The organism is Paraburkholderia sp. J11-2 (genome assembly GCF_905220185.1).
GTDB lineage: Bacteria > Pseudomonadota > Gammaproteobacteria > Burkholderiales > Burkholderiaceae > Paraburkholderia.
This window is the reverse complement of record NZ_CAJMYY010000005.1, coordinates 90,223-115,217: the sequence shown is the minus strand read 5'-3', so window position 1 is coordinate 115,217 and position 24,995 is coordinate 90,223. Positions and strand designations below refer to the sequence as shown.

Genomic DNA, 24,995 nt, shown 5'->3' with positions numbered 1-24,995 from the left:
TTCAACCGGAAGCGTTATCGCGGACCACGCAACGAAAGCCCACATGGCACGTGGAGGTATCGACAGGCTGAGCCATTCTCGCGGCGGGCCGGTAACGCCTGCAGTAATTCGGTGCGCACAGGTACGAGCCACCCTTCATGACCTTGCGCGGTATCGTGAGTTGCGGCGTGCGCGGGTCGACGCTGGATTCGATGGTTCCGCCGCGCGGATTGTCCAGCGTGCAGCACGCCTTAACGATCTTGCCGTGGTCCTGGTACCAGTCGCTCGTCCACTCCCACACGTTGCCGGCCATGTCGTAGAGGCCGTAGCCGTTGGGCGCAAACGAGCCGACTGGCGCAGTCCATTCGTAGCCGTCTTCGAGCAGGTTCTGCCACGGAAACTCGCCTTGCCACGTATTGGCCATTTGCCGGCCTTCGGGTGTGAACTCATCGCCCCAGACGAACTCGGCGCCCTCCAGGCCGCCGCGCGCGGCGAATTCCCATTCGGCTTCGGTGGGCAGGTCCTTGCCCGCCCAGTGCGCGTAAGCGGCGGCGTCCTCATAGGAGACGTGCACGACGGGATGATCCTCGAGCCCTTCCAGTGAACTGGCCGGGCCGCGTGGATGCCGCCAGTCCGCGCCCCGCGTGTAGGCCCACCAGTTGTAGTGATTGCGCAGGTCAACGCGGCGTGGGGGTTTGGCGAACGTCACCGAAGAGGGCTCCAGCATCTCGGGCAATGCGCCGGGATAATCGTCGGGGTTTGCCGGCCGCTCGGCTGAGGTGATGTAGCCGGTCGCGTCGACGAATTGCCTGAACTGGGCATTCGTGACCGTATGGCGATCTATCCAGAAGCTGCGAACGCGCACTTTGTGCGCCGGCGCTTCTTCCGGGTAGTGCTGATTCGAGCCCATCAGGAATGTGCCGCCCGCAATGTGGACCATATCTGGCGATCCAGTTGGCGAGGCGGTGTCACGGATGTCACTGGTCGCTTCAGGTGCGGGATGGGCCATGGTCAGCCGGAGCGTTGACGTACCGGCGTTCAGTATCGGAGCGGCCACACGGTTTCGCTATCGGTAGAAGGGGCAACGGGATTGCCCGCAAGGGCAGGGCAATACGGGCTGTCATTTCATTTGTTTCGATTCATATTGAATATTCGCCATACTAAACATGAGGTGTCTGATAACGTCAGTTTCCAACCTTTCTGTACAGTCAGGAGCCGGGAAACTGGGGAAATTGCTATAACGCATTGCATGAAGGGGGGATGAACTGCGCCAGTCGCTTGCTGCAAACCTGAAGCCGCCAAATCCAGCTTTCAAGGTCAAATGGCGCAGCATGCCTTCGGCAATCGGCTGAGTGGAAGATCTTCTTTTTGAAGGGATGGCGTGAAGCGAACGAATTACCGGCTTGCTAATTGACGCATTGCACTAGTCGGCATTCGTGAATATCCGGATTTAAAGACGAAGAACGACCATGTTTCAGCGAATAATCTCACGCCGTGCCTGAAATGGAGAAAGGCGCTTTGCCACGCACCGTTCATGGAAGCCTGTCGATGCATGTTTGCGGACATCGGCGGTCTGGCGTGTTCGCCGCACTTTCCATTGCTCTGGCGCGGGTGAGCAGGCTTGCCGAAGTTACCGGGAAAATGAGCCTTGTGTGGCTGCTCATTGGCGCGGCGGCCGCGCTCGCCGCGGAACCCGCGCGCGTGGAGATCCTCGCGGGCGCAGACCCGATACAGCCGGCTGTCCTGGTACAGATCAAGGCGCTCAGAAGCATACTGGAGACGTCCGCTGCAAACGGTGTGGAAGTGTATCTCGACGCACTCGACGGCTTTCGCTTCGGCTCCGACGACCTCGCGCCCGAATTTCTGGCGCTAATGAAGAAGAAGTATGCGGATCAGCGCATCGATCTCGTGGTGGGGATAGGCAACCATGCCGCCGATTTCGCATTGAAGAATCACGCGCAGCTATGGCCCGGCGCACCCGTACTGCTAACGAGTGTGCCTGAAGAGTGGTTTGCGCAGCACACGCTGCCCGCAGGCTTCAATCGCGTGCCGTTTCGAATCGACATCACGAAAACGCTGGCGATCGCGGAGGACCTCCAACCCGACGCGCATCGACTCGTGGTGATCGGGGGCGCGACCGACACCGATTACTCATTCATCGATCGCGTCGCTCAGGTGGCAACGTTGCACGGCGCTCACTGGAGCACCGTCGAAACATGGCGGGGGCTGCCGTTGCGCGAGATCGAGCAGCGGCTCGCGCGCCTCGACAGGCAAACGGCCGTGGTCTATACGACCATGTATCGGGACAGCGAGGGGCATCGTTATTTGCCGTATCAAATCGTGCCCAATCTGGTCGCGGCTTCGCGTGCGCCCATCTACGCGTGGTATTCGACCTATCTCGACGGCGGGGTGACGGCGGGCGCCATGTACGACTTCGAAGAAAACGCTCGCTTGACCGCGCAAGCCGCGTTGTCGATCCTGCGCAGCCCAGGCCGCGTCGACGGGCCGGCGTTCCCCGCGCTGCCCGCGCGGTGCACGGCAAACGTCACGCAACTGGAACGCTATGGTCTTTCTGCCTCGGCGCTGCCAGCGGAGTGCCGGTTGATCGACTTTCCCAGGTCGATTTTCCGCGAATACCGCGGAGTGGTGCTGATCGCGCTGGCGGTGCTGCTGGCCCAGACGCTCACCATCGTCGCGTTGCTGGCGCAGCGCCGCAGCCGCCGGCTTGCGGAAGCCGAAGTCACTGCGCGGCGCGGCGAACTCGCGCGTGCGGCGCGATTCGCGACGGTGGGCGAGCTGAGCGCCTCGATTGCGCATGAGGTGGGGCAGCCGCTGGGCGCGATCCTGAGCAATGCGGATGCCGCGGAACTGCTCATGAAGTCCTCGCATCTCGATGCCGACGAGTTGAGGGAAATCCTCTCCGATGTGAAGCGCGACGCATTGAGGGCCAATGACGTGGTGCAGCGCTTGCGCAGCTTGCTGCAGAAGCAGAGCGTCGCGTTCAGTCCGCTGCCGCTCGACGCCACGCTGCAATGCGCATTGAAACTGATCGTGCCGGAAGCGAAACGACGCAACATTAGCGTGGAAGAGAATTACGCCGCAGGCAATGCCGAGATCATGGGCGACCCGGTCCAGGTCCAGCAAGTCGTACTCAATCTCGCGATCAACGCCATGGACGCCATGCAGGATACCGGCCAGGCCACCCGTATCCTCACGCTAAGCACGCAACGGCTTGCCGACGGCGTTGAATTCACCGTGGCCGACCGCGGCAGCGGCTGCGGGGCCGTTTCGGCGCAGCGCCTGTTCGAGCCGTTCTATACGACCAAGCCGCACGGCATGGGGCTGGGTCTGTCTATCGTCCGCTCGATCGTAGAGGCCCATCACGGGAGCGTCGACGTGGCGGCGCGCGAAGGGGGCGGAGCGGCCTTCACGGTGTGGCTGCCCTATGCCGGCGAGTCGCTCGATGTGGCGCGAGGGCGTGCGCCTCACCCGCAGCCGCGGGTGGCGAGGCTTGGCCGCGCAGGGAGCGCAGCCCAAAGAACCTCCTCTTGAGCTTGCCTGCGGCGCGGCTCAGGCCGCGGTATCGGTTTCGGGCGTCAGCACGTAGAGCGTGAGCATGCGGCTCAGTGCGTCGGTCATGGCCGCTTCGTCCAGACGCAGCGGGCCGGGGTCGTTCAGCGCCGCGTTGATCATCGTGGCGATAACCGCCTGGAAGCCGACTTTCAGCCGCTCCACCGCTTCCTTGTTGCGCCGCAGTTCCGGCAGGCGGATGAGGTGCGCCGCGATCTCGTCGACGAAACCGCGCGCGAACTGCTTGATGGGTTGCCAGCCGTCGGCCGTATGGTCGCGCCGCTGCAGCGAAGCCCGAATCATGCCGCGATGCCTCAGGTGCCACACGCGCACGCTATCGACCACGAGACGCAGATATTCGGCTGCAGTGGTCGTGCTGGCGCCGCCCCGATCCAGCTCGACTGTGAGCGCGCGCTGCACACGCGCCGCGTCGTCCAGCGCGAGACGCTGGAGCGCGTGAAAGAAGGCGTCTTTGCTTTCGAAGCGTCGATAGAACGCGCCCTTCGTGAGGTTCGCCTGACTGCACAGTTCGTTGATGCTCAGCGCCTCGTAACTGATCTCCGCAAGCAGGACCCGGCCCGCTTCCAGCAAGGCGTCGGCGGAGCGCTGGCCGCTGCGGTAGCGCGGCGCGACGAACCCGTCCCCGCTTTCCAGAGATTCGGACAACGGCTTTTCATCGTGGTGTGACATGGGAAAACCCTCGGTTGACCCGCCAAATGATACCCAATAGTATCTTTCAAAACGATACCCGTGAGTATCTTTTGTGCGCCGGGTTCGAATCACCATGGAGAGAGTCATGCACGCCACCCCCGAAAGTCCCGCGATCGTCAGTGCGGGCGCCCTCAAGACGTCGTTCAGCATCGAGCCGATGTCGCCTGTGATTGGCGCGGAGGTCGGCAACATCGACCTCACGCAGCCGCTCGACGACGACCAGTACGCCGCATTGCGAGCCGCGCTGCTCAAGCACAAGCTGCTCGTGTTCCGCGATCAGGACATTAGCGCCGCACAGCAGGTCGCACTGGCGCAGCGTTTTGGCGAACTCGAAGTGCATCCGGTTTTTCCGCATCACCCCGATCATCCGGAGCTTGTGGTGCTGGGCGGCGACAGCAAGATCCCTGGCCGCGAAAACGTCTATCACTCGGATGTGAGCTGGCGCGCGCGTCCTTCGATGGGCTCGATGCTGCGCTGTATCGAGTGCCCGAAGGTGGGTGGCGACACGATCTGGGTGAACATGGCCGAAGCGTATGCGCGGTTGCCTGAGGCCACGCGCAACGCGCTGGAAGGCCTCATCGCCGTCCATGATCTGCTGCCCGCATTTGGCACGCGCATGACGCCCGAGGAGCGCGAGTCGCGCCGCGCCGCATTTCCGCCGGTCATGCACCCAGTCGTGCGTACGCATCCGGAAACAGGCGAGCGTGTGCTGTACGTGAACGAAGCGTTCACAACGCACCTGGCGAATTTCATCGAAAAGAATGAGGTGCGCTTTGGCTTCGATTTCCGCCTGGCCGAAATGGATTTGCTGCAATACCTGTATCGCCAGGCGGCCGTGCCCGAGTATCAGGTGCGCCTGAAGTGGCGCCCCAACACGATTGCGTTCTGGGACAACCGCTCGACGCAGCACTACGCTATTCAGGACTACTTCCCAGCTCGCCGGCGCATGCTGCGTGCGACGATTATCGGTGACGTGCCGGTTTGAACGCAGGCCACTGACAATCCCGGGAGACTCGTTCAATGAAGCTGATCGATCAGGCATGGCGCACGCCGCACAACGCGGACGATCCCGTTGCGTCCCATTTGGCGGCACGTTTCGCAGCGTTGCGCGCGGCCTTCGCCGCCGCGCCTTATCCTACCTACGCGCAACGGCGCGACACGCTCCAGGGCCTGCGTCACGCGTTGCGCCGTCACGCCGCCGATTGCGCGGCAGCCGCAGCGGCAGACTTCGGCGTGCGCGCCGCGGGCGAGACGATGCTCGTCGACCTGCTGCCTTCGCTGCTGCATATCGACCACCTGTTGCGGCATATGAAGCGCTGGATGCGGCCTTCGCGGCGCTCGCCCGAACTGTTGTTCAGCACGAATCGTGCCGCGGTCCAGTACCAGCCCAAGGGCGTGGTCGGCATTGTGGTGCCCTGGAATTTTCCGTTCTATCTCGCGCTCGGGCCGCTCGCCACCGCGCTCGCCGCGGGCAATCGCTGCCTGATCAAGACCTCGGAATACGCACCCGCCTCTTCGCGTGCGCTGCGCGCGCTGCTTGCGGACGCACTCGGCCCGGACGAAGTCGAGGTGATCGAGGGCGACGCGCAGTGCGCAAAGCGTTTTTGCGCACTGCCTTTCGATCATCTCGTGTTTACCGGCTCGCCGGCAGTGGGGCGCGAGGTGATGCGTGCCGCCGCCGACAACTTGACGCCCGTTACGCTGGAACTGGGCGGCAAGTCTCCGGCGCTCGTCTCGCGCTCGGCCGATCTCGCGCGTGCGGCGCGCCGCATCGTTCACGGCAAGACGGTGAACGCGGGCCAGATCTGCGTTGCGCCCGACTATGCGCTGGTTCCCCGCGAATCGGTCGAAGCGTTTGTGGCAGCGGCCGCGCAGGCCTTCGAAGGGTGGGTGGGCGACGGCGCGAACTATACGTCGATGATCGATGCGCGTGCACACAGCCGCATGCTCGAACTGCTGGAGGACGCACGCGCGCTCGGCGCGAAGGTCACCGTATGCGGGTCGTGTGCGACGACCGGACGCCAGCTGCCGCTGCACATCGTCACCGGCGTGCGTCCGCAGATGCGCATTGCACGCGAGGAGATCTTTGGTCCGCTGCTGCCGGTGATCGCGTATGAAACCTTTGGCGATGCGCTCGACTACGTGCGCCGGGGCGAGCGTCCGCTCGCGCTTTACTGGTTCGGCGCCGATGCGCGCGAGCGCGCCCGCGTGATGCAGGAAACGCACTCCGGCGGTGTCACGCTCAACGACTGGGGATGGCACGCGATGAACCACTCGCTGCCTTTCGGCGGCACCGGCATGTCGGGCATGGGCAATTACCACGGCGAGGAGGGCTTTCGCGAGCTTTCGCATGCCAAGGCCGTGTTCGCCGAGCATCGATGGTTTCCGGTCGAGTTGTTTCATCCGCCCTATGGCCGTGCGGTTCAGCGTGCGGTCTTGCGCTGGTACTTCGGCTCAGGCCGCTAAGCCGCGCCGTCTCACTTCCAGAAAACACAAGCATGCAACCCACCTATCAACCCGCGCGCGCCTGGTTCATGACGCTCATGCTGTTCCTGCTCGTTGCGATCAATTTCATCGACAAGGTCGTGCTCGGTCTCGTCGCGGCGCCGCTCATGAAAGAGCTTGGCCTGTCGCCAGCGCAATACGGACTGCTCGCGGGCAGCTTCTTCTTCCTGTTCGCGGTGACAGGCGTGGTGGGCGGTTTCCTTTCGAACCGCTGGCCCACGCGGTGGCTGCTGCTCGCGATGGCCATGTTGTGGGCCGTTGTGCAGCTTCCGATTGCGTACAGCGCGTCGCTTGCCACCTTGATCGCCTGCCGCGTGCTGCTGGGCGCGGGCGAAGGGCCGGCGCAGCCCATCGCGATTCATGCTTGCTACAAGTGGTTTCCCGATGCAAAGCGCAATCTGCCTGTCTCGGTGTTCCAGCAGGGCGGCGTGTTCGGCATGGTCGTCGCGGGCATTGCCGTGCCGTGGATCGACGCGCGGTGGGGCTGGCGCACCAACTTCATCGTGCTGGCGGCGCTGGGTTTGGCATGGGCTGTCTTGTGGCTGATCGTCGGGCGCGAAGGGCAACTCGATGCGCACGCAACGAACGTGGCAACGGGCCCGGATGCGGATGAACCCGCGCCGCGCGTGCGCTATCGTGCGCTCCTGACGGACCGCACCGTGGTGTGCATCATCGCACTGCACTTTGCGGCCTTCCTGACGCTGGCGCTTGCCCTGACCTGGCTACCGGCCTACCTGAATCAGGGGCTCGGCTTTGCGCCGCAGCGCGCCGGCCAACTCTTCGCCGCGGTGCTCGTAACGAGTGCGCCGGTGAGCCTCGTGCTTTCCGCTTGGTCGCAGCGGCTCATGACGCGTGGCGTGCCATCGCGTATTGCGCGCGGTGCGTTCGTTTGCGGGTGTCTGGCCGTTGGCGGCGTTCTGCTCCTCGGGGTTGCGGTTTGCGATTTCGGCCCATTCGTCAAGATCGCGTTGATCGCATTGGCGATCGCCACCACGCCGATCATCTATTCGCTCGGCCCCGCAATGGTCGCGCAGATCGCGCCAGCCGGGCAACGCGGCGCGGCGCTCGCCATCGAGTATTCGGTCGCGTGGATAGCAGGCATCGTCGCGCCGCCCGTAGTGGGCTGGCTGATTCGCGGCGCGCACGACAACGTAGCGGTGGGCTTCGAGCAAGGCCTGCTGCTTACCGGGGCGCTGCTCGTGGTGCTTGCGTTGGGCGGCCTCGTGGTGCTCAACCCTGAGCGGTCGATCGAGCGCATCGCACGCCGGATTGCGGCGTGATGTCAAGCATTCCGAATTGTCGTTCTCGACTGAAGTCGATGTTCGGCCAGCAATTGATAACTACGTGATAACTGCGACAGGAGACTCGATGCAATCAAGCAACGCAATGCAGCTCAAGTTCGGCGGGGCGGCGCGGATGGCCGTTGCCGTGGCGATGGCTGCGTTTGGTTCGGCGGCGCACGCGCAATCGTCGGTGACGCTTTACGGGATCGTCGACACCGCCGTGCGCTATACGACCCATGCCAATGCGGCCGGGGACGACAAGGTTCAACTCGCCAACGGCGGTCTCAGCGAAAGCAACTGGGGGCTGCTTGGCGCGGAGGATCTCGGCGGCGGCAATCGCGTTGTTTTCCAGCTGGAGAGCCGGTTCTTCCCGAACTCCGGCATGAGCGATCCCGGTTATCCGTTCTTCAACACGGCGTATGTGGGTTTGCAGTCTTCCACGCTCGGCCGGCTGACGCTGGGGCGCCAGACCAACCCACTTGCGGATGCCGTGCTGAAAACCTACGTGAGTGCGCAGTGGTTGCCGACGGTCTACCAGTTCCGCCCGGAAGTCGCGATGGCCCAGGGCGTCTGGGCCAGCAACATGGCGAAATACATTGCGCGCTGGCAGGACATCACGCTTGAACTCTCATACGCGTTCGGCGGACAAGCCGGCGCATTCGGCGCGGGCAGCCAGATCGGCGCCTCGGTCACCTATATTCCGCAGTGGCCGTTGCGCCTCGCCGCAGGCTATCTGGACACGCGCGACGCGATCAACAGTTCCGCGCACTTCAAGGCGTGGACCGCAGGCGCGGCGTACACGTTTGCGGAAACGACCGTCAACTTCGGCTGGGCGATGAACCGGCAGGACGCCGGCTTTATGGGGAATTTTCCGAACGGCCCGTTCACAGCCGCGCAACTCACTGCGCTCAAGTTCAATACGTTTTCTTCGCGTGAAATGTTCTTTGGCGGCGTTTCGCAGCTGGTCGGGGACAATACGCATCTTTCCGCCAACGTGTGGCGCACGCTGCAAGAAGGCAAGAAACAAAGCGGCGATGGTAACGCCACGCAATTCCAGCTGTTGGCCGACTACGATCTCTCGCGTGCGACGAGCGTTTATGCGGAAGCCGATTACTCGTTGTACCGCGGCGGCCTGGTCGGGGCGCAACTGCAAGGTTTTGTTGGCGTCAGTGCAGCGGCGACCACCACGCAGCTCGGCATGATGGTGGGCTTGCGCCATATGTTCTGAGCGAGAGACGCGGCGCGGGCCGCGTCCGTTTTCTCGTCGAACGTGGCGCCGGCAGGGAGCGGCGGGACTCGCGCCTGCGGCATTACATCGCGTTTTCAGCTTTGCAGCGGCATTTCTTCGCCAGTCCATATAACATGCATTGAAAATGTATGTATTGGCGAGGGCGATCATGACCGTCTTTCGAATCGAAGAACCCACCCCCGCGGCTCGCGGTGGTTTCGCGCTGTGGGCGCTCGGCTTCCGGCCGTTCTATCTTGGCGGTGCGCTTTTCGGCGGCGCGGCCGTGCTGGCCTGGATGGCCGCGTATGCCGGCCACCCGTTGCCGGGTCTCGGTTCGTACCTGCCGGGCATGTTCTGGCACGTGCACGAGATGATTTTCGGTTTCGGCGCGGCGATCGTAGCGGGGTTTCTTCTGACCGCCGTGCGCGCATGGACGTCGGTCACGCCAGCACAGGGCAAGTCGCTGGCGGCGCTTTGGCTGCTGTGGCTCGCCGGGCGTATTACCGTTGCCTACGCAACGCCTGGCGTGGCCGCCGTGGTGGACAGCCTCTTTCTTCCCGCGTGCGCGATCGTGCTGCTGCGTGTACTTATCGGCGCAAAGAACAGCCACAACATCTTCTTGCCGGTCGCGCTCGGCATGCTCGCCGCGCTGAACGTGGCGTTCCACCTCTCGATGCTGGCGGGCCGCGCGGACTGGGCGCTGCACAGCGCGTATCTCGCCGTGGGCATGCTGGTGCTGTTCATCACGATCATCGGCGGGCGCATCATCCCGTCTTTCACGGCCAACGCTGTGCCGGGTTACACGGCACGGCGCTGGCATGGGGTCGAGCGCGCGGTGCTGCCGCTAAGCGCACTGGCGTTCGTGCTCGACGCGGTGTTCGGCTCCGGCGTGCTTGTCGCGCTAGCGGCGCTTGCGGCGGCGTGTGCACAAGGCGCGCGCATCTGGGGCTGGCGTTCGTGGCGGGTCGGCAACCGGCCGATCCTGACCATCTTGCACATCGCCTATGCGTGGATACCTGTTGGCTTCGCGCTGCTTGCGCTCGCCGCATTGGGTTTCGTCGCGCATACGCTGGCCATTCACGCGTTCACGGTGGGCGCTATCGGCTGCGCGATCATGGCGATGATCACGCGCACGGCGCGCGGACATACGGGCCGCAAGCTGGTGGCTGGCGGCTTCGATATCGCCTGCTATGGGTTGCTCGTGATCGCCGCGTTGATGCGTGTGGCGGGACCATGGCTCGCGCCACAGTGGCTCACGTTCTGGATCGAAGCTTCAGGTGCATGCTGGGTCGTTGCGTTCGCGGCCTATTGCTACCGCTACGCCGGCTGGCTCATCGCGCCGCGTGCCGATGGTAAGGAGGGCTGACCCTTCGGCCTTGCACACAGCGTGTTGCGCGAGTATGTTGGTTGGCCTGGGCTTGCCGCGCGTTGCGCCCCGGGCCCGCCGACGTAGGAGGGGGCAATGCATCACTGTGTTCAGATCGCAGCCACAGCCTGTCTCGTCTTTGTAACCACCGTGCAGGCTCAAACGTCAGCTTCCACGCCGCCGGATGCCGCTGTGCCGGAGCGTATGCCTTACGATATTCCTTACGGTTTGCCTATCGGGCTCGATGCGGCGAAGCATCTGCTCGCACTCGCTGAGGCCGAGGCGCGCAAGCACGACTGGAAAATGAACATCGCCGTGGTCGATCCGCATGGCGATCTCGTCGCGTTCGAACGCATGGATGGCGCGCAATACGCCTCCATCGAGGTTTCGCAGAACAAGGCGCGCACCTCCGCGCGCTTTCGGCGCGAGACACGCGCTTTCTACAGCCAGTTCGAGAGCGGTCATGCCTACGTGGCCACGCTCGACCAGGGGCTCGTGGCTTCGCCCGGTGGCTTTCCGCTGGTCGAGGACGGCAAGTTGATCGGCGCAATCGGCTGCAGCGGTGGCACGGGTGATCAGGATGCCGTAACGTGCAAGGCCGCGGCGTCCACGGTGAAGTGAGCGCTCAGCGCGCTGGCATTTCCGCACTCAATGCGGCGAACCGTATCCCTGCACGTTCAGCAGATGCTCGCGCATGCAGCGCGCGGCGGTTTCGCCGTCGCGCTCGAGAATCGCATCGACGATGGACTGGTGCTGCTGCGCGAAATGATGGCGCGTAGCCTGGTCCGTGGTCTTCTCACGCTGGGTTGGCTTGACCCGCATGCCGTTGATCACTTCCATGAGGGCAATGATCGCGGGATTGCGCGAGGCCTGCGCGATCAGCAGGTGAAAGCGCTGGTCCCATAGTTGCCACTCCTCATCGTTTTTTGCTGTCGCGTTTCTTTTCACGCACTTCTCCAGCTCGGTCAGATCCTCGGGCGTGGCCTTCGCCGCGGCAAGACCGGCTAATGCCGGTTCGAACATGAGGCGCATCTCCGCGATGTCGGCCGGGCTCGTGCGCGAACGCAGGCCGCGCAGCGTGGGCGCGAATTTCAGCGGCCGCGCGCCCAGGTAGGTGCCGCGTCCCACGCCGCGCCAGATTCGGCCCGACGCCTCCAGCGAGGCAAGCGCCGCGCGCAGTTCCCGGCGGCTCACGCCCAGGTCCTCGGCGAGCTTGCGCTCGGGCGGCAACGCGTCGCCGTCTTTCAACCGGTGTTGTGCGATGTAGGCAAGCAGGCTGTCGAGCGCGGATCTTTCCATGGTGCGATATGAACCATTAAGTATTGGTTCGATTCTAGCAGCCAGGCTGCCGCGCGCAAGACACGAGGTCTCAGGGACTGACGAAAGCGGGCATAAGCGCGTAAATTTAAGGGTTAACACCGGGTGCGGCCAAAAATCTTCCTTCGTAAGCTGATCGTGACGGATTGTGGAACCAATAGTGAATGGTTCGGCAGAAGTTCGAACCTTTCGCACAGGGAGTGGAAGATGTCTTTTACAACGCGTCCGGAACTGATCGGGACCTTCGGGATGGTGGCCTCCACGCATTGGCTTGCCAGCGCGTCGGCGATGGCGGTGCTCGAGAAGGGCGGCAACGCGTTCGACGCGGCCGCCGCAGCCGGCTTCGTGCTGCAGATTGTCGAGCCGCATCTCAACGGTCCCGGCGGCGAGTTGCCGGTCGTGTTCTACAGCGCGCGGGAAGACCGCGTGCGCGTGTTGTGCGGCCAGGGTGTGACGCCCGCGGCCATGACGATCGAGCGCATGCGCGCGCTCGGGCTCGAAGTCGTGCCGGGCACCGGCTTGCTGCCCGCCGTGGTGCCGGGCGCGTTCGGCGCATGGATGACGATGCTGCGCGACTACGGGCAACTGCCGCTCGAAGACGTGCTGAGCTACGCGATCGGCTACGCGGAGCACGGTTATCCGGTTCTGCCGCGCATGTGCGCGTCGATTCTCGCGATCAAGGACTTCTTTCTCAGCGAATGGACGACCTCCGCCGAGCAGTGGCTGCGCAACGGCGACGCGCCGGCACCGAACGAACTGTTTGCGAATCCCGCCATTGCGGCCACGTACCGCCGCATCCTGCGCGAGGCGAGCGCGAAAAGCGATCGCGCCGAACAATGCGAGCTCGCGCGTTCGGCGTTCTACCGCGGCTTCGTGGCCGACGCCATCGACCAGTATTTCCGCTCGACCGACGTGCTCGACACCTCGGGCCGCCGCAATCGCGGCTTGCTCAATGCTGACGATCTCGCGCGCTGGGAGCCCACTTACGAGGACGCGCTCTCGTACGACTATCAAGGCCTGCGTGTGCACAAGACCGGACCGTGGGGCCAAGGGCCGATGTTCCTGCAACAGCTCGCGCTGCTCACGGGCTTCGATCTGGACGCGATGGATCCGTTCGGCCCGGATTTCGTCCACACGGTCATCGAAACGTCGAAGCTCGCCTTTGCCGACCGCGACGTGTTCTACGGCGATCCGCGCTTTGCGAACGTCCCGATGGAGACGCTGCTGAGCGACGCCTACAACGACGAGCGCCGCCGTCTTGTCGATCCGCACAAGGCCTCATTCGAATTCCGTCCGGGCGCGCTGCTCGACAGCGAAGCGCGCGCGGCGCGCATTCTGGCGAACGCGGGGCGGCAGCAGCCGGGCGGTTTCGGCCAGGGCGAGCCGACTTTCGCGCCGCTACCCGAATTGCGCGGCGACACCGTGCATCTCGACGTGGTCGATCGCTGGGGCAACATGGTGTCGGCCACGCCGTCGGGCGGGTGGCTGCAGGCGTCGCCCGCGGTGCCCGGCCTCGGCTTCAACATCACCACGCGCGCGCAGATGTTCTGGATGGAGGAGGGCCTGCCTTCGTCGCTCGGTCCGGGCCGCCGTCCGCGCACGACGCTCTCGCCCACGCTCGTCACGCGCGAGGGCAAGCCCTACGCCGCGTTCGGCACGCCGGGCGGCGATCAGCAGGATCAGTGGTCGATGCAGCTGTTCCTGCGTCACGTGCATGCGGGCATGAACCTGCAGGCCGCCGTGGACGCCCCTTCGTTCCAGACGGCGCATTTTCCCGGCTCGTTCTATCCGCGCTCGATGCAGCTCGGCAAGATGTCGGCCGAGTCGCGCTTTCCCGAAGCCACGCTCGCCGAACTGCGCGCGCGCGGCCACGACCTCACCGCGGCCGAGCCGTGGGGGCTCGGGCGCGTCTGCGCGGTGGGCATCCGCAACGGCCTGATGCGCGGCGCGGCCACGCCGCGCCAGATGCAGGCCTACGCGATTGGCCGCTAGACACGTGCCACGCTCAACCGGAACCGACTGACCATGTCCACCGTCGCTGCCAGACTCGAAAGACTGCCGCTCGCTGGCTTCCACCGCAAACTGCTGCTGATCGGCGGGCTTGGCTATATGTTCGACGGGCTGGACTCGTCGTCGCTTGCTTTCTTGCTGCCAGTCGTGAGCAAGCTCTGGCATTTGACGAGCGCCGAAACGGGACTCGTCGCCAGCAGCACGTATATCGGTTATTTTTTCGGCGCGTTCCTCTCCGGCGTGCTGGCCGACGTGATCGGCCGACGCCGCATCATGATGAGCGCGCTGGCCATCTATTGCGCGGCATCCATGGCGAGCGCCACCGCGCAAGACTGGCACACGTTTTTCGCGCTGCGCATACTCGCGGGTTTCGGCTCGGGCGCGGAAACGGTCGTGATCGCCCCGTTTCTTGCAGAATTCGTGCCGCGTCGCTATCGCGGCATGTTCTGTGGCGCGCTCGTCGGCTTCATGTCGTTCGGATATCTAAGTTCATCGATTCTCGGCTATACCGTCGTGCGCAATTTCCCAGACGGCTGGCGCTATCTTGCCGTGTTGACTTCGCTGCCGGTGGTGATGCTGCTCTGGTGGCGCAGAACACTGCCCGAGTCGCCGCGCTGGCTCGAAAGCCGCGGACGCTCCGCCGAAGCCGACACTATCGTGCGGGCCATCGAGTCGCGCTACGAGCAAGAGGGGATTGCGCTGGCGCCGGTTGGCCCGCCAGGCGCGATTCCGGCCGTGGCGCAGGGCAGTCGCAGTGCGCTGCAAAACGTGCTGACGCTGTTCTCGCGGCGGCTCGTGGGCACGACGGCGGTGAGCTGGCTGATGTGGTTTTCCGTCGCCTTCGCGTATTACTCGTTCTTCTCGTGGATTCCGAGCCTGCTGGTCAAGGAAGGGTTGACGCTCACGAAGAGCTTTGGCTATTCGATCGCCATCTACGGTGCGCAGATTCCCGGCTATTTCTCGGCGGCGTGGCTCAACGAACGCATTGGCCGCAAAGGCGTCGTGGCCTCTTATATGACGCTCGGCGGCCTTGCCGCAATTGCGCTGGCTTTCTCGCATACAGGCGTGCAGATCACGGTGGCAGGCGTGTGCCTCTCGTTCTTCATGAATGGCGCTTTTGCGGGCGTCTATGCCTATACGCCGGAGGTCTTCCCTACGGCCGTGCGCACGACCGGCACGGGCTCTTCGTCGTCGTTCGGCCGTATCGGCTCAGTGAGCGCACCCATTCTGGTTGGGCTCGTGTACCCGGCGTTCGGCTTTTTCGGCGTGTTCGCCATGACGACCACCGTGTTGCTGGCGGGCGCGTGCGTGGTGTTCTTCCTTGGCATCGAAACCCGCAATCGCTCGCTCGAAGACATCGAGGCGAGCGGCGCGCAGGCGGGCTTCGACACGCACAAGCCGCTCGCCCGCGACGGGCTGCGAGGCTGAGCGCACACCTTGCACACTTCCCTACGTCCCATGCAAACGCCCCTTTCCCTCGCGAGCGAAACCTATGCGCTGCAGCGTGAAGTCGCCGATCTCGCGCGCCTTTCGCGCGTGATTCGCCAGCCCGGGCAACCGGATGCGATTTTTCGCGAAGTGTGTGCCGTCGCCGCCGAAGCGATCGGTTTTCGCCTCTTCACCATCATGGCCTACGACGCCGGGAAGCAGGAGGTGGAGCGCCTGTTCACGAACATGCCGGACGTCTACCCACCGGGCGGACGCAAGAAGAAAAGCGGCACGCCATGGGCGCAACGTATTCTTTCGGATCTCGAACCGTTTCGCGCGACCACGCCACAAGGCCTGCGCGAAGCCTTCGACGATCACGCGGTCATGACGGCGATGGGCCTCGGCTCGATTCTGAACATACCGGTTGCCTACAACGGCCGCTGTGTCGGCACGATGAACCTCACGCACGTAGAGGGCTGGTACACCTCGCAACACGAAGAAACGGGCCTGCTGCTCGGCGCGTTTCTCGCGCCTGCGCTAGTTGCGCATGGCATGTCTTTTGCAGCCCATTCAAGCCTTTGATTGCAGGACCTTTGTCGATGAACACAACGACATCCGCAGGAAACGCCAACCGTTGGCTGCTCGTCTTCGCGCTCGGCTATCTCGCGCTGCTGGTGGACGGCGCGGACGTCATGATGTACGGCCTCACGCTCACGCGCATCAAGACTGAATTCGGCTTGACCAATGTCGAAGCGGGCGCGCTCGGCAGCCTGACGCTGCTCGGCATGGCCATTGGCGGCATTCTGGGCGGCTGGGCGAGCGACTCGTTCGGTCGTGTGCGCGTGGTGGTCTGGGCGATGATGCTGTTCTCGGTGGGCGCGGGCCTGCTCGGTCTCACGCACAGCTTCCTCGAATTCGCAGTGGTGCGCTTCATCAGTTCGATGGGTATTGGCTGCATGGTGCTGGTGAGCACGCTCGTGGCCGAGTACGTGCCCATGGCGCGGCGCTCGCTGATACTTGGCGTGCTGCAAACAGCGATTTCGGCGGGCTATATCACCGTGATCGCGCTCAGCACCTGGATCCTGCCGCACTATGGCTGGCGCATGCTGTTTTATATGGCGGCTGCGCCCGTGGTGCTCGCGGTGGCGATTCACTTCTTCGTGCCCGAGCCGCCGAGCTGGCGCATGAGCGAGGCCGCGTCGCGCCCGAGCGGCCGCCGCTGGCACGACAACCGCTACGCGTTGATTTTCGCGGACCGCCAGGCGCGCAGGATGTTCATCTTCTGGTCGCTTGCTTCCGTGTTTGCGCTCTCCGGGTTCTATGGCCTGAACAACTGGCTGCCCACGTATCTAGAGAGCGAATTGCACATCAAATTCAGCGCGATGACGGGGTACATGACCGCGACGTGGGTCGTTGCGTTCATCGGCAAGATCGTGGCGGGCTGGCTGGGCGACCGCTGGAGCCGGCGCGGCGTGTACGTGCTCGGCTGTATCGGCGCGGCCGTCTTTCTGCCCGTCATCGTGCTATTGCACACCCGCGAAAACATCGCGTGGCTGATGCTCGTGTTCGGCTTTCTTTATGGCGTGCCGTTGGGCACGATCGGCACGTTCATGTCGGAGAGCTTCGAAACGCGTATTCGCGGCACGGCTGTTGGCGGTTCCTATAACGTGGGGCGCTTTTGTTCGGGCGCGGCCCCTGTCGTGATTGGTTATATCGCCACGCAGTTTTCGATCGGCATGGGCTTTCTTGTGGTTGGCGCGGTGTTTTTCCTGAGCGGCGTGATGGCGCTGTTCATTCCGGATCGCTTGCACGATACGAGCAAGGGCGATCCGGGGCAGGCGAGTGGGGAGGTGCAGCAGGCGGCGTTGGCTGCGGCGGCGGGCAGGGGGTGATGCGTAGCGCTTGTGCAATGCCGGTTATGACAACACCGGCCTGAAAAAGCTCCGCTCGTAACTCACGATACAACGCGTATCGGCGGCATAACGAAACGCGGCCTGGCACTCGGCGTCTTGCATCGAATCGGCGCGGTACGTTTCATAGGCCGCGAGGCTTGGAAACGAAAAGAGCGCGAGCGCGATATTGTTGGCGCCTTCGGAGGGCAGGAAGTAGCCGTGATGCGTGCCGCCGAACTTTTCGACGAGCGGAATCCACATTTTGGCGTACGTTTCGAACTCTTCGAGCCGGTATGGATCGATGACGTAACGCAGGTAGCAGGTAATCATGGGTCTTTCTTTGGGTTGTTGAAGAGCGGTGTGCACCGCGACTCACCTGGAGGTCACGCTTGCGCGATCTCCAGCAGCTTCGCCACGGTATTCATGTTGCGCGACGTGCCAGCTTTCGCCGCAGCGATTTTGAGCTTCGAACGCCCGATGCCGTCCTTGTAAAACACATAGATCTCGCGCTCACCCAGGCGCAATTCTTCTGCGTTCTGGCCGCTCACATGGTCGAGTGCGTCCGCGGGCGGCGGTATGTCGAGAAAGATGGCGACCGTGCGATCCGGCGCGGCAGCCGGAAACGGATTACCTTGCAGCACCGCGGCGAATTCCGTGGCCGTGCGCACCACAACGCCAACGGACTTGCCGGCATAAGCCTCCAGGCTCTGCTCGAGCTTCTTTTTCACCGATGCTTCGGCCAGCCGGCTCTCGAACACCACGTTGCCGCTCGCGATATAAGTGCGCACGTGCGTGAACCCGAGCGCTTCGCACATGTCGCGAAGTTCGGGCATCGGGAGCTTGCCGGTTCCGCCGACATTCACGGCGCGCAGAAGGGCGATATAGACAGGCATGGATTTGATCGAGAAACGGCAAGTTAGTCGGGGCGCCGCAAGTCCGTTGCGCCGAGCCCGTCGTTTGCCACGATGGCAGGGCGCCTTCTCGCGTTGATCGCCACGAAGAGCGCCATCAGCACCATGAAGGCGGCGAGCAGCAAGGCGCTGTTGACGAGCACGTGCGCATAGCCGAGCTGCCCGACGTCGATGAACGGGTACGGATAGAAGTCCGTCTCGCTGCCGCGCCAGAAGGTGATGGCGAGATAGCCCAGCGGATAGACGAGCCAGGCGAGGCGATCGCGAGCACCAAGGGTGAGGCGCGGCACGAACAGCAGCCAATACGCCGCGCATAACAGCGGAATCAGGGTATGCAGGCTTTCGTTGAGCAACGCGCGATATCCGTGCGGCGTCCAGAGATGACGCAGCAACACATTGTAAGCAATGCCAACGAAGACGATGTACACCGTTACGGCGCTCACTGTGCCCGGAGCCCTAAAGAAGCGTGCCGGCCACGCGCGCAGGCGCAGCGCGATGCAGGTGAAGGTGAGCGCGACGAGCAGCACCGTGAGATTGGTCAGGTAGGCCGAAAGCCGGCCGATGGCCTCGAACGTATCGAAGCCGCGCAGCACCATGCGCTCAATCGTAATGTCGGTTTGCGCGGCAAGCGCTCCCCACGCGAGCAGTGCGATCACACCCGCCAATGCGGTGGCGTAAGCGCTTTGGGAGAGCGGCGCGGCAGCGGCGGGTAGCGGTTGTTCGGACATGCAGCGATGGTAGCGCACAAAGATCGTGCGCGCCTGACGCCGTTTCTCCTGCGTCAGCAGGCTATTTGCCGTCAGCGCGCTGCGCAGCCGAAACGAGATACAGGCGCACGAGATCGCGAAGCTCGGCCATCAGCACGGCCCGCGCCGAGGGCTCTTCGTTGGCGATGTTCGCGACGCCCTTGAGCATATGGATCAGCACGATCGCCATAACTTTTGCTTTGGCTGGCTTGAGATGCACGATCGCGCGGCTCAGGATGGCGGCCACGCCTGAGCGCATCGCCTCGCGAAAGCGCTTGCGGTGGTCGTCGCTGCCGCTGCGGGCGTCGACGAGAGCGACGGCAAAGCTGCGTTGCGACTGCAACAGCAGCACGAAGTCGACGAGCGCATCGGCTACGGCCTCGAGTGTCATTTCCGGGACCTGTTGCTCGAGTTCGGCGAGTCCGTTCCTCGCCTGCTGCGCGTAGCGCAGCAACAGCGCCTCGGCCAGCGCCTCCTTGGTGGGGAAGAAGCGGTACAGCGAGCCCGTTGCCGTGGACGAGCGCGCCGCGATTTCGGTCATGGTGGCCGCGTCGTAACCCTTCTCGGTGAATACGGTGACGGCGGCGTCCATGATCGCGGCCACCCGCTGGCGGCCCCTTTCGCGTTTGGGTTCGGTTGGCCGCGCGGGTTGCGCGACAGGCGTGGAGGGCGTCATGACGAATTCTTCAAATGCGGGGATATGAGAGGAATTCCTCGCATATTAGCATGATAGATTTCATGCCGATTCGAGCGGCATCTAGACGTACGGAATCATTCCATCCGAACCGGATGAATTGACTTATGCGAGGCGACTCTCTACTATTATTTGTGAGGGTATCCTCGCATTTCAGCGCGGCGATCGCCGCCGATGCGCCATCCCGCTGCCCCTTTCCGTTGGTCCGTTCGAGGTTACGACATGCCGTACGTTTGGCTCTTTTTTGCCGGTGCGTTCTTTTGCAACGCGGTCCCGCATCTGGCTTCCGGCCTGCAGGGGCTGCCTTTTCCCACGCCCTTCGCGCGTCCGCGAGGGCGAGGCGACTCGTCGCCCGTTGTGAACGTGGTTTGGGGCTTCGTGAATATCGCGATCGCGATCGCGGTGGCGCTTGGCATGCGCCCGCTCGAACAGCCTGTCACGCGTGAAGACCTCGTCGCGGTGCTGGCCGGCGCGCTCGTCATGGGGCTTTTTCTTGCGTTTCATTTCGGCGCGGTTCAGAGAGAAAAGCACGCCGATTAAGGGCCGAAGCAGGCTGCGGCAAACCGTGAAAAAAACAGTTGCGCAGATTAGGGGAAAACCCTATACTGCATTCGTCTCCTCCATGTCTCCTCCTGATATGGATTCAGCCCGCTCTCTGAAGCGGGCTTTTTCTTTTCTGGCGCCGGTTCGTGCGCGCCGCGAGCCGTCCGCGCCAGTCATTCTTTTACGAACACAAAGTCGCATTTGCGCGCCGTCGTGCGCGAACCGCTGCCTGAAGTCGCGTCGAACTGTGCGCTGACTTCGTACGAATAGGGCGCTTTGGCGTTGGCGTGGCCCATCGCGTAGGGCGATGGTGCGGCCAGACCCTGTGCGACGAGGGTGGCCGACCCGTCGGGTTCGAGCTTGCCGTCCAGCGTGAGCCAGCCACCCGCATCTCTTTCGCCGTGCTCACCGTGCAGGACGTTTTCCTGGATTTCGGCCGGAAATTGATAGCGGTAGCCGGATGTGCCCGCGGCACCTTTGGGGCAGGTGAGCGTCACGTTCCAATTGCCGTCGAAGGTGCCTGCGGCGTGTGAAGCCGGTGTTCCCGCAAGGCCCGCGCAGACGGTCATGCATTGCACAGCCAACGTTAATTTTCCTGCCCCCATTGCCGCTCCCGTTGTCGAATCATCTGGCACTATTCTGAGCGCAAATGGCGTGCCGGTATGGGCGCCGTCGCACAGTCCATTTCGCCGCCGCGCCGCCGCTGGACCGGATTCGCACAAGCTTGGCGAATTTTCATTTACGCAACTAACTGCCTAACCCGGCCACCGCGCTCGAATTTGGCCCGCGCAACTGGAAAACATCCGCCATTGGCGTGAATGACACCCGTCTCCAGGGCGCGCGGCGCAAACGCCAGGCGCGCGCCGTGGCCGCGACGACGGCTAACCGGCCCACTCCTATCGCCGGGCGAGATTACGCCTGAGCGCCTCGCAACCCGCATCCGTGAGCGGCTCGACCATCTGTATCCGCTCGTCGGGCTTGAAGTCGCTGATCCAGACCACGCGGCAACGTTGCGGCGAATCCGGCATCACCTGGAGCGTCGCGTGATGATGCTCGAATCGTCCGCCGCCCACGGTGTAGGCGAGGCGCATGTGCGCGTCGTCCACGCCTATCACGCGTTCTTCGATCACCGTGCCGTTGGCAAACGTGACCCAGCGTATCTCGTTTTCCATGCGCGCCTCGGTCACCACGCCAGCGAATACGTGTGCGACGTTGGCGGGATCGCGCAGCGCGGCCCATACGTCATCCGCCGCGGCTTCAACGAGAATGTCCCGGTAGACGGTAGCCATGGCACTTGCCTCCTTCGTTTTTATGACGAGTGCATCGTGCGCGCGCAAAGCGCGGTGGTCCTGGGAAATCTTGACGTCGCTTTCAGATCGATGCGGCCGCGACTCGTCCCGCCGTCAATGTGCGTGCCGATGGTGCACGTCGGGGTAGTGCGCGTGGCTATGCGTGATCGGCGCGTGACGGTGCGCATGCGTGTGCGGCTCCGTGCCGTCCCACGCGAAATCGTGCTCGTGCTGATGGTGTTCGTCGTGCCGGTGAGCGTGGGTGTGTTCGAGCGGCTCGTGCGTGTGCGTGTGGTCATGCCGCTCGCGCACATGCAGCCAGACGCCGAACGCCATGAGCGCGAGCGCGAGCCAGAAAGCGAGCGCCGGGCGCTCCGGCCACAGCAGCAAGGAAAGCGCCACGCCGAAGAGCGGCGCCACGGAGAAGTAGGCGCCGGTGCGCGCCGTGCCGAGATGGCGCAGCGAGACGACGAAGAGCACGAGGCTCACGCCATAGCCCGCGAACCCCACGGCCATGGCGCCGCCGGTTGCCTGCCAGGCGGGCCAGTGCGCACCCGCGGCGAGCGCAATGCCGATATTCACCGGACCGGCCACGAGCCCTTTGGTGCAAGCGACGACCATCGCGTCGTTGGTCGAGACCTTGCGGGTGAGGTTGTTGTCGATGGCCCAGCACAGGCACGCTAGCGCGACGAGCAGCGAGCCAGGCGCGATGCCCGCCGCAACGCCGGACACCGTGCCGGGCCAGGAGAGCAGCACGCCGCCCGCCACGATCGCCAGCATGCCTAGCGCAATCTGCGCATCGAAGTTTTCGCGAAAACAGACCCATGCGATGAGCGCCGTCAGCACGCCTTCCAGGTTCAGCAGCAGCGCGCTCGTGGCGGCGGGCGTGGTGTTCAGGCCGAGCATGAGCAGGGCGGGAGCCGCCACGCCGCCCGCGGCGATCGCGCCGGCGAGCCACGGCAATTCGGCGAGGCGAAGCGGATCGTGTGCGGGTGCCGAGTCGCCGCGGTGCGTCGAGAGTCGGCGCAACAGCAGGACGACCGCGAGCCCCGAGCCGCTGCCGAGATAGAAGAGCCCCGCGAGCATGAACGGCGACACGCTGCCGAGCAGCGCCTTGGCGAGCGGTGTGGTGATGCCGAACAGGGCGGCGGCGAGCAGCGCCGTGAAGATGGTGTGCCGATGGGACTTCATCGCAGGCTCGAAGCGGAAAGACGACGAAAAAAGCGTAGGAGAAGCGCGATGGGCGCGCAAGCGTGCTAGATGGTCGGGGAACCATTAATCTTTAACTTGGGCAGGAGATAAACGTCGATTCTTGCTTATTTGCGCCGTGTTTTGAGGTTGACGCGGATCGGTGGTCATCAGATAAGTCCGTAGTCTTTATGAAAGGTACGTTACTTACCGAAGCCTGCAAAATATGCCGGATTTGACGTCCCTGGCATCGGGATCTGACGCGAACAGAAATCCGCAGTTCGGTGACAAGAAAGTTCGCAGCGAGGGTGAAGTTCACGGTGCGTCGCACAATTGCAATGTTATTAAGCTATCGATGTACTCTCGGCGATATGGTGAGTGATTTGCGCCGTGCTTCAAGTTGGTGCAAACCATCTGCCGTTTGCTAGAGACGGCTGCTTGAACTGCTTAGGCAGTCGATCACTCGCCGGCTGACACCCATTGCTCGACCTTAAGCCTCTCCAAGCCGCCGGCCAAGGGCTCCTGCGGCCACTTCCTTGCTAACAGTTCAACAGGCTCGCCCATCACTTCGCCGGTTTCGGGGGCAAGATGCCGTGACCTGCCTTTTCGCGAGCAAGCGTCGAACGATGGCGAGGAGGTTTTTTGCGCGATACAAGCGCATCTAACTCGGCAATCCTGAGGTTATTGGAAGCAATCCCGATGTCCGATAACGAATCGGCGAGCAAGACGATCAGCAAGTCCAGTCGCGACCGTTCACGTAGGCAAATTGAGAGCGCAGAGGTGCGAAATTGACCGGTGTTCGCTGGCATGCACCCGTGTAGGCAGCGTGCTCATAAGCGCGCAAATACCGGATGACTTTCCAGGCGACACTACGCCCGCGTCATTGGCAGGGGCGCAACTGAAGCTTGCCGCGCGGAGAATCGCCGGTCGAGTTGTCGTGGGGATGACGGCGCGAGAAAGATATGAGCGATGGGACGTTTGCGAAGACCTCGCGCGGCAGTTGGTATCTAAAACGCTCAGGGACGCCGAGAAATTTCCCGGGAATTCAAGTGACGTTACGCTCAGGCGCGTGCGACGCGCTATTGAAGGTAAGGAATGGACGACCGTTGTGGAAACAGATTGGTTGTTGGAGCGGCTTCGAGTTTTGCTAGGGTGGTAGTGGCATCCATAGACCTGCTCTTCTCGCCGCGTATCTCGCACAGTCTCCACGCCCATCCAATCGCACCTATCGAATGTGCGGTTCCGCACAGTTGCCTGCTATTTGGACGTTTCAAATAGCCGAAGCCGACAAGAGGCACGAAAATCTGCCTCTGCTTTTTGTGGTTCGTCACGGAGTGAGGGGCGTCGGCAATCAAGCCATGCGCTCAGCAACGACGTCGGAGGTTATATGACTTCAATGAAGTCGGAGAACGGAGGCGCGTGGCCGATGTTTTTCCTCGTTTGGATGAAGGAGATTGCTGACTCCTTTTCCTACGCGCCCAAGCACCTTCAGCAATCTATCAATCCATGGACCTTTAACGGGCTTGTAATCAATGAGAAGAATTCCAGGAATCCAGCGGCCGAGCGGGCAATTGTGAGTGAAGTCAGCTATGGGCAGCAATTGGGTCGGGTCGAGGACGTTGTTGAAGCAATCATCAATGGCGCACCTCCAGAAGACGAAGCGTTTGGCGCCTTTGCGAAGATGCGGCAGAAAATCGCGGACATCAAGACCGACAGCCGGAAAGAGCGATTCGAGGCAGTTTTGGCGGACCTCAAGCAAATGAAAACGGACGATAAAAACGGGTACGAGGCCTGCATGGAGAGCATTCAAGCGTTACGGCGTGAGAAGTAAAAGGCGCGCTGCCTGGCTTAATGCCGCTTCCACACGATAGCCTACCTTCGCGCAGTGCCGCCTCGGCGAACTCGCCGAGCGATTCGTCTTTGCGCTGCACAGCAGAGCAGCGGGAAAACGGACCCTTGAAGCGCTCGCCCCTACCGCTGTTCGCCAGTAACAGGACCATTACTGCGGGGACGCCCGTAGTGCGAGGTGTCCTACCGCTCCAGCGGCCTCATTTCGGTCATTCGTTGATTGCGCATTTTCGAATAAAGTCCGGCGGGTTTGAACCGATAAACATTCACTCCAATGTGTTCTTGGCTCATTGCCGACTTGTCATGACTTGTATGTATTGCCGTCTGATGGCACAACGTTTTAGCTTCGCGTCAAAGAATAAGTGGTTGGCACTAGCGGCTTGCCGCGGCGGCCGTCATACACCTGAATGGTCGGCAAATTCGTCTGCTCGTAATTTGTTCAATGCAAGGGATATACCGATATGAAGCTGTCGTTTGTCCAGAGGCT

The 24,995-nt window shown here is 63.0% G+C and carries 23 protein-coding genes; 13 read left to right on the top strand and 10 right to left on the bottom strand.

What is annotated here, in order from left to right; genetic code table 11:
* Position 1: 1 nt before the first annotated feature.
* On the bottom strand, positions 2 to 919 hold the full coding sequence (locus U5A57_RS09000) for a formylglycine-generating enzyme family protein (protein WP_321910032.1): 918 nt from the start codon (positions 917 to 919) through the stop codon (positions 2 to 4).
* 701 nt (positions 920 to 1,620) lie between these two features.
* Here U5A57_RS09000 and U5A57_RS08995 point away from each other — a divergent pair.
* Positions 1,621 to 3,531 (top strand): ATP-binding protein, encoded by a 1,911-nt coding sequence (locus U5A57_RS08995; protein WP_321910030.1) that lies wholly within the window; start codon positions 1,621 to 1,623, stop codon positions 3,529 to 3,531.
* A gap of 18 nt (positions 3,532 to 3,549) precedes the next feature.
* Here U5A57_RS08995 and U5A57_RS08990 read toward each other — a convergent pair whose 3' ends face one another.
* Positions 3,550 to 4,239 (bottom strand): helix-turn-helix domain-containing protein, encoded by a 690-nt coding sequence (locus U5A57_RS08990; RefSeq protein WP_321910027.1) that lies wholly within the window; start codon positions 4,237 to 4,239, stop codon positions 3,550 to 3,552.
* A gap of 106 nt (positions 4,240 to 4,345) precedes the next feature.
* On the opposite strand from U5A57_RS08990, the gene U5A57_RS08985 reads away from it, so the two are divergent.
* From U5A57_RS08985 to U5A57_RS08960, 6 genes are all read left to right on the top strand, one after another.
* On the top strand, positions 4,346 to 5,245 hold the full coding sequence (locus U5A57_RS08985; RefSeq protein WP_321910025.1) for a TauD/TfdA dioxygenase family protein: 900 nt from the start codon (positions 4,346 to 4,348) through the stop codon (positions 5,243 to 5,245).
* 35 nt (positions 5,246 to 5,280) lie between these two features.
* Positions 5,281 to 6,726 (top strand): aldehyde dehydrogenase family protein, encoded by a 1,446-nt coding sequence (locus tag U5A57_RS08980; RefSeq protein ID WP_321910024.1) that lies wholly within the window; start codon positions 5,281 to 5,283, stop codon positions 6,724 to 6,726.
* 32 nt (positions 6,727 to 6,758) lie between these two features.
* Positions 6,759 to 8,045, top strand: a complete 1,287-nt coding sequence (locus U5A57_RS08975) for an MFS transporter (protein ID WP_321910022.1) — start codon at positions 6,759 to 6,761, stop codon at positions 8,043 to 8,045.
* Between the two features lie 88 nt (positions 8,046 to 8,133).
* Positions 8,134 to 9,276 (top strand): porin, encoded by a 1,143-nt coding sequence (locus U5A57_RS08970; protein WP_321910020.1) that lies wholly within the window; start codon positions 8,134 to 8,136, stop codon positions 9,274 to 9,276.
* Positions 9,277 to 9,445: 169 nt separating this feature from the next.
* Positions 9,446 to 10,642, top strand: a complete 1,197-nt coding sequence (locus U5A57_RS08965) for an NnrS family protein (protein ID WP_321910019.1) — start codon at positions 9,446 to 9,448, stop codon at positions 10,640 to 10,642.
* A gap of 204 nt (positions 10,643 to 10,846) precedes the next feature.
* Positions 10,847 to 11,263: a heme-binding protein gene (locus U5A57_RS08960; RefSeq protein WP_321910017.1), complete on the top strand. Its 417-nt coding sequence runs from the start codon at positions 10,847 to 10,849 to the stop codon at positions 11,261 to 11,263.
* Positions 11,264 to 11,290: 27 nt separating this feature from the next.
* Here the strand turns inward: U5A57_RS08960 and U5A57_RS08955 are convergent, their stop codons facing one another.
* On the bottom strand, positions 11,291 to 11,941 hold the full coding sequence (locus tag U5A57_RS08955) for a FadR/GntR family transcriptional regulator (protein ID WP_321910015.1): 651 nt from the start codon (positions 11,939 to 11,941) through the stop codon (positions 11,291 to 11,293).
* 225 nt (positions 11,942 to 12,166) lie between these two features.
* Here U5A57_RS08955 and U5A57_RS08950 point away from each other — a divergent pair, with 225 nt between their 5' ends.
* Genes U5A57_RS08950 through U5A57_RS08935 form a run of 4 tightly spaced genes read left to right on the top strand, consistent with a single transcriptional unit; the run spans position 12,167 to position 17,289 of the window.
* Complete coding sequence (locus U5A57_RS08950) at positions 12,167 to 13,951, top strand: gamma-glutamyltransferase family protein (protein WP_321910013.1); 1,785 nt, start codon at positions 12,167 to 12,169, stop codon at positions 13,949 to 13,951.
* 33 nt (positions 13,952 to 13,984) lie between these two features.
* Positions 13,985 to 15,397: an MFS transporter gene (locus U5A57_RS08945; protein WP_321910011.1), complete on the top strand. Its 1,413-nt coding sequence runs from the start codon at positions 13,985 to 13,987 to the stop codon at positions 15,395 to 15,397.
* A gap of 30 nt (positions 15,398 to 15,427) precedes the next feature.
* A complete protein-coding gene (locus tag U5A57_RS08940; protein WP_321910009.1) occupies positions 15,428 to 15,979 on the top strand; it encodes a GAF domain-containing protein in 552 nt (183 codons plus the stop codon).
* Between the two features lie 17 nt (positions 15,980 to 15,996).
* Entirely contained in the window at positions 15,997 to 17,289 is a 1,293-nt protein-coding gene (locus U5A57_RS08935) for an MFS transporter (RefSeq protein ID WP_321910007.1), read from the top strand.
* A gap of 24 nt (positions 17,290 to 17,313) precedes the next feature.
* On the opposite strand, the gene U5A57_RS08930 is transcribed toward U5A57_RS08935, so the two are convergent.
* The 4 genes from U5A57_RS08930 to U5A57_RS08915 form a co-directional block, all read right to left on the bottom strand.
* On the bottom strand, positions 17,314 to 17,619 hold the full coding sequence (locus U5A57_RS08930) for an NIPSNAP family protein (RefSeq protein ID WP_321910005.1): 306 nt from the start codon (positions 17,617 to 17,619) through the stop codon (positions 17,314 to 17,316).
* Positions 17,620 to 17,672: 53 nt separating this feature from the next.
* A complete protein-coding gene (locus U5A57_RS08925) occupies positions 17,673 to 18,182 on the bottom strand; it encodes a DUF1697 domain-containing protein (RefSeq protein ID WP_321910003.1) in 510 nt (169 codons plus the stop codon).
* Between the two features lie 23 nt (positions 18,183 to 18,205).
* On the bottom strand, positions 18,206 to 18,928 hold the full coding sequence (locus U5A57_RS08920) for a Pr6Pr family membrane protein (RefSeq protein ID WP_321910002.1): 723 nt from the start codon (positions 18,926 to 18,928) through the stop codon (positions 18,206 to 18,208).
* 61 nt (positions 18,929 to 18,989) lie between these two features.
* Positions 18,990 to 19,622, bottom strand: a complete 633-nt coding sequence (locus U5A57_RS08915; protein ID WP_321910000.1) for a TetR/AcrR family transcriptional regulator — start codon at positions 19,620 to 19,622, stop codon at positions 18,990 to 18,992.
* A 240-nt stretch (positions 19,623 to 19,862) separates the two neighbouring features.
* Here U5A57_RS08915 and U5A57_RS08910 point away from each other — a divergent pair, with 240 nt between their 5' ends.
* Complete coding sequence (locus U5A57_RS08910; RefSeq protein WP_321909999.1) at positions 19,863 to 20,180, top strand: hypothetical protein; 318 nt, start codon at positions 19,863 to 19,865, stop codon at positions 20,178 to 20,180.
* A gap of 176 nt (positions 20,181 to 20,356) precedes the next feature.
* Here the strand turns inward: U5A57_RS08910 and U5A57_RS08905 are convergent, their stop codons facing one another.
* The 3 genes from U5A57_RS08905 to U5A57_RS08895 form a co-directional block, all read right to left on the bottom strand.
* Positions 20,357 to 20,788 (bottom strand): hypothetical protein, encoded by a 432-nt coding sequence (locus tag U5A57_RS08905; protein WP_321909997.1) that lies wholly within the window; start codon positions 20,786 to 20,788, stop codon positions 20,357 to 20,359.
* A gap of 291 nt (positions 20,789 to 21,079) precedes the next feature.
* Complete coding sequence (locus tag U5A57_RS08900) at positions 21,080 to 21,472, bottom strand: SRPBCC family protein (RefSeq protein WP_321909996.1); 393 nt, start codon at positions 21,470 to 21,472, stop codon at positions 21,080 to 21,082.
* A 114-nt stretch (positions 21,473 to 21,586) separates the two neighbouring features.
* Positions 21,587 to 22,663, bottom strand: a complete 1,077-nt coding sequence (locus tag U5A57_RS08895) for a DMT family transporter (RefSeq protein ID WP_321909995.1) — start codon at positions 22,661 to 22,663, stop codon at positions 21,587 to 21,589.
* Positions 22,664 to 24,047: 1,384 nt separating this feature from the next.
* On the opposite strand from U5A57_RS08895, the gene U5A57_RS08890 reads away from it, so the two are divergent.
* Positions 24,048 to 24,491 carry a hypothetical protein gene (locus U5A57_RS08890; protein WP_321909993.1) on the top strand — a complete coding sequence of 148 codons (444 nt, stop codon included), beginning with the start codon at positions 24,048 to 24,050 and terminating at the stop codon, positions 24,489 to 24,491.
* The last annotated feature ends 504 nt before the right edge of the window (positions 24,492 to 24,995 follow it).